Source organism: Acetobacter sp. AN02 (assembly GCF_029759835.1).
GTDB lineage: Bacteria > Pseudomonadota > Alphaproteobacteria > Acetobacterales > Acetobacteraceae > Acetobacter.
The window spans coordinates 1-7,727 of record NZ_JAJJND010000102.1; the positions used below are offsets into that span (position 1 = coordinate 1).

General features: G+C 58.3%; 7 protein-coding genes. 2 read left to right on the forward strand and 5 right to left on the reverse strand.

Annotated elements, in window-relative coordinates; all coding sequences use genetic code 11:
* Positions 1 to 88: 88 nt before the first annotated feature.
* Entirely contained in the window at positions 89 to 436 is a 348-nt protein-coding gene (locus tag LOC54_RS10465) for a gamma-glutamylcyclotransferase (protein ID WP_279313762.1), read from the reverse strand.
* A 157-nt stretch (positions 437 to 593) separates the two neighbouring features.
* Positions 594 to 1,256, reverse strand: coding sequence for a DedA family protein (locus tag LOC54_RS10470; RefSeq protein ID WP_279313768.1), 663 nt, complete (start codon positions 1,254 to 1,256; stop codon positions 594 to 596).
* A gap of 50 nt (positions 1,257 to 1,306) precedes the next feature.
* Here LOC54_RS10470 and LOC54_RS10475 point away from each other — a divergent pair, with 50 nt between their 5' ends.
* Both LOC54_RS10475 and bfr read left to right on the forward strand, forming a co-directional pair.
* Positions 1,307 to 3,376: a S9 family peptidase gene (locus tag LOC54_RS10475; protein ID WP_279313763.1), complete on the forward strand. Its 2,070-nt coding sequence runs from the start codon at positions 1,307 to 1,309 to the stop codon at positions 3,374 to 3,376.
* A gap of 156 nt (positions 3,377 to 3,532) precedes the next feature.
* A complete protein-coding gene (gene bfr / locus LOC54_RS10480) occupies positions 3,533 to 4,018 on the forward strand; it encodes a bacterioferritin (protein ID WP_279313764.1) in 486 nt (161 codons plus the stop codon).
* Positions 4,019 to 4,062: 44 nt separating this feature from the next.
* On the opposite strand, the gene LOC54_RS10485 is transcribed toward bfr, so the two are convergent.
* The 3 genes from LOC54_RS10485 to hpnH form a co-directional block, all read right to left on the reverse strand.
* The gene (locus LOC54_RS10485; RefSeq protein WP_279313765.1) at positions 4,063 to 4,518 is read right to left on the reverse strand and encodes a hypothetical protein; all 456 of its coding nucleotides are present in this window, start codon (positions 4,516 to 4,518) and stop codon (positions 4,063 to 4,065) included.
* Between the two features lie 82 nt (positions 4,519 to 4,600).
* Positions 4,601 to 5,890 (reverse strand): hemolysin family protein, encoded by a 1,290-nt coding sequence (locus LOC54_RS10490; RefSeq protein WP_279313766.1) that lies wholly within the window; start codon positions 5,888 to 5,890, stop codon positions 4,601 to 4,603.
* A 129-nt stretch (positions 5,891 to 6,019) separates the two neighbouring features.
* Positions 6,020 to 7,201 carry an adenosyl-hopene transferase HpnH gene (hpnH, locus tag LOC54_RS10495; protein WP_279313767.1) on the reverse strand — a complete coding sequence of 394 codons (1,182 nt, stop codon included), beginning with the start codon at positions 7,199 to 7,201 and terminating at the stop codon, positions 6,020 to 6,022.
* Between the last annotated feature and the right edge of the window lie 526 nt (positions 7,202 to 7,727).

Here is a 7,727-nt window from a genome sequence, read left to right on the forward strand (position 1 = left end):
AACTCAAATCTACTTTCCTCGCAGCAGTGCAGTTCGCTTCAATCATCATACTGCTTAACTGACGACACGACGTAATACAGGACAGCTGTCAGTCTGCCCTGACGTAGACCCAGGCTTCCTGACCGGATTTCAGGGTCACACTGATCCTTCTGTAATCGGACACCTCGTAACGATCGGCAGCATCGAGCTCTTCCTTCGATATCTCGAAGACCGTTCCTTTTACTTCGTCCTCAGGATCGGATGATTCCACGACGACCTGGTGGAATCGTTCGCCGCTTTTCCTGATGACGTCCTCGTCTTTTATCTCGATCATATCCTGCTTGAAACCGACCATGCTGTCGGCTTTTCCTTTGAGGATTCTCCCGAAAGAAGATGTCTGAACGCTTTCCAGCTGAAGCGTTCCGTAGGAAAAAAGAAACTCACTCGCCCCGGTCATCGAGCATCACTCCGCAGAACATTGGAATCCGTTCTGCTGATATATACCGGGCTCGGAAGAAGTGAACTGTTCCGGCAACGGAGGGCGGTCCGTTTCGGGTGCCGTCCTTACTTTCCCGACAGGTGCAGGAGGAAAGGCATGAGGATCAGCCTTCCGACTATACAGACAGGGGCTTCTCTTCGGATCTGGCCTGCACCATGGCCTCATCGAGAAGTTTCTTCTCGTTTTTCCTGATGAACAGGAAGCCCGCCAGCAGCGCAGCGCCGCCGACGCAGCCCATGGCGATGGCCACCGGACCCGTCACGTTGAGGATACGGCTGCCCAAGTAATAGGTTGCGAAGGTATAGCCCCCGGCCCAGGCCATTCCGCCAAGGGCGTTATACAGGAGGAAGCTGTGCCAGGGCATATGGCTGGCTCCGGCCAGCAGGGCCACGAAGATCCGCAGGATGGCGACGAAGCGGCCGAGAAAGACCACGACATTGCCGTGCCTGCGGAACAGGTAGCGCCCGAGCAGCAGCCGGTCTGATGTCAGGCCAATTTTGATTCCGTATTTCTGTAGAATTTTCAGCCCGAGCGCACGACCGATCAGATAGCCGAAATTATCACCCATGATCGCACCGGTAACGGCGGCCACGGCGACCCAGGTGATATCCAGCCTGTGGGTCGTGGCACAGTACAGAGCTGCCGTGATGATCAGACTCTCGGCCGGAAGCGGCAGTCCCATACTTTCGAGCATGACCACCACTCCGACGACCCCATAGCCGTAATGGGAGAACAGAGAGTCCAGATAATGTGTCAGTTTGCCGGTCCTGTGCGATATATCCTGCGCGGCAGGAAGCCCGCCCCCCTCCCGAGTGTCAAGATCAGAGCGTGACCGCGGCAGACGACCGGGATATGCTTGCGACAATAATAACACACCTGATCGCAAAGCGGATTTTTCCTGTCGTGCCCCATCTCACTCCCCTGCCCTGCGGCAGCTGGCCCTCCCCTGTTACTTCTGAACTCGTTTCCGGGAAGACGGTCTCTCTTTCCATGGTCCGGACTGATAACGGCCATGTCTTCTGGCTGGAGCGGCGTCCTTCGGAAAAAGGGCGCACGGTTCTGGTCTGCCGGTCTCCGGATGGTCGCATCAGTGACGTGACGCCGCCTCCGTTCGACGTGACGAGCCGGGTGCATGAGTATGGCGGCGGGGCCTATGCCGTCAGCAACGGACGGATCGTGTTTTCGGTGCGTGAAAACAATGAGGTCTGGCTGATGTCCCCCGATACCGGCGGAAGCCGGAAGCCTGTCCGCCTGCCGACACGGACGCATGAGCGATATGCGGATTTTTCCTTCTCGATCCCCATGCAGAGTATTCTTGCGGTGCAGGAAGATCACGGAGAGGCGGGTGAGGCCCGGGCAAGGCTCGTGGCCTTTCCGCTGAATGGTGCTCCTGCGGTGTGTCTGGCGGAGGGCGCTGATTTCTACAGTTCTCCTATCAGCTCTCCGGATGGCAGTCATGTGGCTTGGATTGAATGGTCTCATCCCGACATGCCATGGGATGCGACCCGTCTGTGTGTCGGCCGGACATGTCCGGACCGGCGGGGCTATCTCGCCGGGCTGGAGGACGTGCGCGTTATTGCCGGAGCGGATCAGGCCGAATCCGTGACCGAGCCGCGCTGGACCGGTCCTGATACGCTGATTGCCCTGTCGGATCGCAGCGGGCGGTGGTCTCCGGAGCGGTTTGATCTGAGTGCAGGCACCAGGACACCGCTCTGCGTTCCTGAGGAGGAGATCGGCCAGCCTGGCTGGGTCTTCGGGCAACGTTCTTTCACGCCTCTGCCGGACGGGCGCGTGATGGCTCTTGCGGTTGCGGACGGACGCAGCCGCGTGATTGTGGCGGGTCCGGACGGATGTGTTGCCCCTGTGGGTCTGGGGTCTCCGGATCAGTGCCCTGAGCTTCTTCTGCCGTCTTCGGATCAGGAGGTGTTTTCCCTTGAGCAGACGCGGTTTGTCTGGCTGGACGCTGCACCGGATATGGCTCAGGCCGTGGTTCTGGGCACACCGGATGTGCCATATCGTATCCTGCGCAGTGCAACGACGCTGCCCTTCGGTTCTGCCGATATCTCTTCTGCGGTCTCCGTACATTTTCCGGTGGAAACGCAATATGGTGATGATCAGGGGCAGGCGTTTTTCTATCCTCCCGCCTCCTCCTCCTTTCGTGTTCCCGACGGAGAGAAGCCTCCGATGATCGTTCTGGTCCACGGAGGGCCTACGGCACGTGCTGCGGATGCGTTTTCCTTCAAGGTGCAGTGGTGGACCAGCCGCGGATTTGCCGTTCTGGACGTGAATTACGGCGGATCAACCGGTTTTGGTCGCCGCTGGCGTCAGCGGCTGGAGGGGCAGTGGGGCATCGCTGACGTGAATGACTGCATCGCGGCGACGCGCCATGTGCTGTCCCTGGGGCTGGCGGATCCGGCGCGGGTTGCCATTCGCGGCTCCAGCGCCGGGGGGCTGACGGTTCTGAACGCTCTGGCGACGAGCGATGTCTTTGCAGCCGGGACGAGTCTTTACGGCGTGACGGATCTTCGCGCTCTGGCTCAGGAGACGCATAAGTTCGAGTCCCGTTATACGGACCGGCTGATCGGTCCCTGGCCCGATGCGGAATCTGTCTATCTGGAGCGTTCTCCTCTGACCCTGTCATCCGGTATCCGTGCGCCGGTCCTTCTTCTTCAGGGGCTTGAGGACCGTGTGGTGCCGCCGTCTCAGGCCCGGGCGATGGCCGATGCGCTGAAGCGGCAGGGCACGCCGTTCGCGCTTTATGAGTTTCCCGGTGAAGGGCATGGATTCCGTTCTGCTGATGTTATCCGCAGAAGCTGGCTGCTGGAACTGAATTTTTACGGTCAGATTTTCGGTTTTGCACCTGACGGTGAGATAGAACAGGTACGGCTTAATATCTGAAATTCCGGAATATTTTCCTTCACGAGGGCATTCCTTTAACTGCGAATGCAAAGCAGATGCGCTTATCTTCTTGAAAACAAATGATTTTTTCTTTGAATCTGTTTTCCATCTGCTCTATCACCTCCTCAGACACCCTCAGAAAAACGGATAAGACCTATGGTTAAAGACCCCAAAGTTATTGAGCATCTGAACGTCCAGCTGACCAACGAGCTGACTGCGATCAACCAGTATTTCCTTCACGCCCGCACGCTGCGCCACTGGGGCGTGACCCTGCTGGGTAAGAAAGAATATGAGGAATCCATTGAGGAGATGCGTCACGCCGACTGGCTGATCGAGCGTATTCTCTATCTCGGGGGCCTGCCGAACGTTCAGCGTCTGAACACGATCCTGATCGGTCAGGACGTGAAGGAAATTCTTGAATGCGACCTCAAGCTTGAGGAAAAGGCTCTGGGCGATCTGCGTGAGGGCATCGCCTATTGCGAGAGCGTCCGTGACTACGTTTCCCGCGACCTTCTCCTGAAGATCCTGGAAAACGAGGAAGAGCACGAGGATTACCTCGATCGCCAGTTCGATCTCATCAAGCAGATCGGAATCGAGAAATACATCCAGCTCAACTCCGGCCCGGCTCACGAAGAGGCCTGAGGCATTTTCGGAAAACCTGCCATCCCGGGCAGGTTTTTTTATGCTTACCAGCCCGGACCCCAGCCGCCCATAGGCCCGCCCCACGGGCCGCCCGGCCCCCATGCCCCCCAGTTCCATGAGGAATCCTGATAGTCCTGGGCGGCCATCATCTGATCTTCGGCTGAAGACTGCTGTTCATCCGCGATGGCTCTTGCCTGTCTGTACTGCTGATATTTCGCCCAGGCCGCTTGATCGCCTACGTAGAGACAGCCGCAGACAGTGGGGTCAGCGTAGATATACCAGACCTGATCATTCCTGATTTTTCGTGTGAACCGGTTAGCCGGCAGGCGGCTGAGCATGATCTGCCGCTCCTTCGTGCTGGCCGGTCTGAATACGAAACCTGCCGCTGCCAGATGATCTTCCTTGTTCGCGACCTGATCGGCCGTGCTGACGCAGCCGGGCAGTGTCATTATCGCCAGCAGAATCCCGCAGGCACGGGTCTTATGTCCTGACTGAAACATCTTTTTCTCCTCCGATATATGTGTGAACATCGTGGCACGGGAAATGTTTCGAAATATGTCTGTGTCCGCGTAAAATCCGGGATCAGTTTTCTGCCAGAGCCTGACGACTGGCACGTACTCGTGTGACTTTCCGTCCCTCCATGGCCTGGACCTCGAAAAGCCAGCCTGCGAAAGCGACCTTGTCTCCCTCTTTCGGCACGCGACGCAGCAGAGCGAGAATCAGTCCTCCCAGGGTGTGATAATCGCCTTCTCCCGGAAGCGTCGGGAGGCGGAGGCGCGCCTTGATCTCATCTGCGGGTTCCGAGCCTTCAAGAAGCAGGGTATCTCCGTATTTGACCGGCTCCTGGGAGCGTGTGGCGCGTTCGTGCATCTCTCCGACGATGGCGTCGAACAGATCCGAGGCCGTGACGATCCCCTCAAACGAGCCGTATTCATCGACGACCAGCGCGATCCCCATCGGGATCGTCCGCATCCGTTCCAGCATGTCCAGAGCCGAGATCGTGTCCGGCACCACCACGGGCTGGCGTAGTCCGGCCTCGATCGATACGGGCATTCCGTCAAGCAGACGATCAAGCATATCGCGGGCCATGATCACGCCCACGGGATTATCCACACTGCCTTCACAGACCACGAGACGAGAGAAGGTCGTGTTACGCAGCGTGCTGACGAGCGCGTCGCGTCCGGCGTGGCGATCTACCCAGAGCAGGTCATTACGTGGCGTCATGATCGCCCGCACGGGCCGGTCGGCCAGGCGCAGCAGGCGTTCGATCATGGTCCGCTCGCCCTCCTCCAGCACGCCAGACTGGGCACCTTCCGCAATGACCGCGCGCAGTTCCTCTTCTGTCAGCGCCTCTTTTGTTGCCGGGCGGACACCCATCAGACGCAGGACCAGATCCGAGGATTTCCGCAAGGCCCAGACAAACGGGCGCGCAGCCACGGAAATCATTTCCAGAGGCAGCGACAGTCTTGCGGCGATCTGTTCCGGGTATCGCAGGGCAAGCTGTTTGGGGACCAGTTCCCCCAGGATCAGCATCAGGGTGGTGATGGCCAGCACCACGATGATCATGGACAGATTTCCGGCAAACGGCCGGAGGGCGGGAATGGCCTCAAGTCTTGGCGTGAGTGCGGCCTCGATCTGTATACCGCCAAATGTTCCTTCCAGAATCGAGACCAGTGTCATGCCGATCTGGACGGTGGGCAGAAAGCTCTGCGGCGCATCGGACAGGCGCAGGGCGCGATCCGCACCTTTCACCCCTTTTTCCTGAAGGCCGGCAAGGCGGACGCGCCGCACCGAGATCAGGGCCATTTCCCCCATTGCGAACAGGGCGTTCAGCAGGATCAGGAGGAAAACAATCAGGACCGAGTATGTCATATCATCCGCTATCAGAGATCTACCGCTTTATCCGGCATCTCTCACGGGATAGCAGAATGGCAGACAGAAAAAAGGCGGAGACCGTCAGCGGCTCCGCCTTTTTGTATTTATCCGGCGAGCAGCCCGGCTTCAGTCTGCCGCATCTGCCGGTTCGGCTGCCTCGCGCACCACCGTCACGCGCGGAGGACGTGCGGGTTTCTTGCGCGAGTCGAGCTCGGCCATTTTCTCATCAACATGCTGGCTGAAGACATACTGCGCCGGGCGCTGGTTCGCCAGCGAGATCTCCGGGGCCATCGGCTTTTCGGTCTCCGGTCCGAACAAGGCAACCTTCGCGATATGCCACGGGCGGCGGACGGCGTCCTGCACGGCTGTCGACTCGTATCCGGAATGCACCATGCAGTCGGCGCATTTCTCGTAATTTCCCGTGCCGTAGTCGTCCCACTTCGTATCGCTCATCAGCTCGTCGAAGGTTTTTGCGTATCCTTCTCCGAGCAGATAGCACGGACGCTGCCAGCCGAAGACGGTGCGGAGCGGCTTGCCCCACGGCGTGCAGTGGTAGGTTTCGTTGCCCGCCAGGAAGTTCAGGAACAGCGGCGACTGTGTGAAGCGCCACTTGTGGCCCTTTCCGCGACGGAAGATATCGCGGAAAAGCTGTTTTGTTTTCTGGCGGTTCAGGAAGTGCTCCTGATCCGGGGCGCGTTCATAGGCATAGCCGGGAGCGGTCATGATGCCGTCCACGCCCATAGCCATCACCTCGTCGAAGAATGCCGCAACGCGTGCGGGGTCGGCTCCGTCGAACAGGGTGCAGTTGATGGAGACCCTGAAGCCGCGGGCCTTCGCCTTGCGGATTGCGGCAACAGCGCGGTCATAGACGCCTTCCTGGCAGACGGAGGCATCGTGCATCTCCTTGTCTCCGTCCAGATGGACGTCCCAGGAGAAGAAGGGACTCGGCTCGTATTCGTCCATCTTCTTTTCAAGAAGAAGGCCGTTCGTGCACAGATAGACGTATTTCTTCCGGGCGATCAGGCCACGGACGATTTCCGGCATTTCCTTGTGCAGAAGCGGCTCTCCGCCTGCGATGGCGATAACGGGTGCATCGGCCTCGGCATCGGCGTCCAGACATTCCTGAACGCTCATGCGCTGATTGAGGATTGCAGCCGGGTAGTCGATCTTGCCGCATCCGGCGCAGGCGAGGTTGCAGCGGAACAGCGGCTCCAGCATCAGCACGAGCGGGTAGCGTTTCCGACCGCTCAGGTGCTGTTTCACAACATATCCGCCCACGCGGACAGCCTGCATCAAAGGTACCGCCATCTGTCTTCTGCTCCTGCGCCGGGCGGGGCCGGCCATTCTTTCAAAATCGTATCAGGATATGGAAAAATATCCGGGAAATTCCATAACTCCGGAGAAGACCCTGATCTGCGGATAAAGCATATCCTTGCCGTGGTATCGCAGATGTCCTCGCCGGACCTTGTTTCAGATCGTGCTTATGTCAGGCGACGTTTCTATTACAGTCCGAAGTGACGGCACAAGCTTTTCAGACAATTTTGTGACAAAAACAGCACATAAGGATATAGAAAATCTTTTCGCGCTTGCGCCGTGCGGGCAATAGGCAAGAAAACCGTCCTTTCCCTGCGGGCTGCCTGTTCTTACAGGCCTAAGCAGAGGATCAGGTCATCAGTTCAGAAAGAACAGGTACGGCATCATGACTGAAAAACAGGAAAACAAGGCTGCATCCTCTCCGGCATCCGGCACCTCGGGCACCGGTCGTTTTCCTGTTCTTGATCGTGTTGTTTATCCGCATGAGATGAGGAATTTTTCTGTTTCTCAGCTTGAGCAG

Excerpts from the sequence above, each read along its gene's own strand:
- LOC54_RS10465 (WP_279313762.1), bottom strand. The coding sequence starts at position 436 with ATGACCGGGGCGAGTGAGTTTCTTTTTTCCTACGGAACGCTTCAGCTG.
- bfr (WP_279313764.1), top strand. The coding sequence starts at position 3,533 with ATGGTTAAAGACCCCAAAGTTATTGAGCATCTGAACGTCCAGCTGACC.
- LOC54_RS10485 (WP_279313765.1), bottom strand. The coding sequence starts at position 4,518 with ATGTTTCAGTCAGGACATAAGACCCGTGCCTGCGGGATTCTGCTGGCG.
- LOC54_RS10490 (WP_279313766.1), bottom strand. The coding sequence starts at position 5,890 with ATGACATACTCGGTCCTGATTGTTTTCCTCCTGATCCTGCTGAACGCC.
- hpnH (WP_279313767.1), bottom strand. The coding sequence starts at position 7,201 with ATGGCGGTACCTTTGATGCAGGCTGTCCGCGTGGGCGGATATGTTGTG.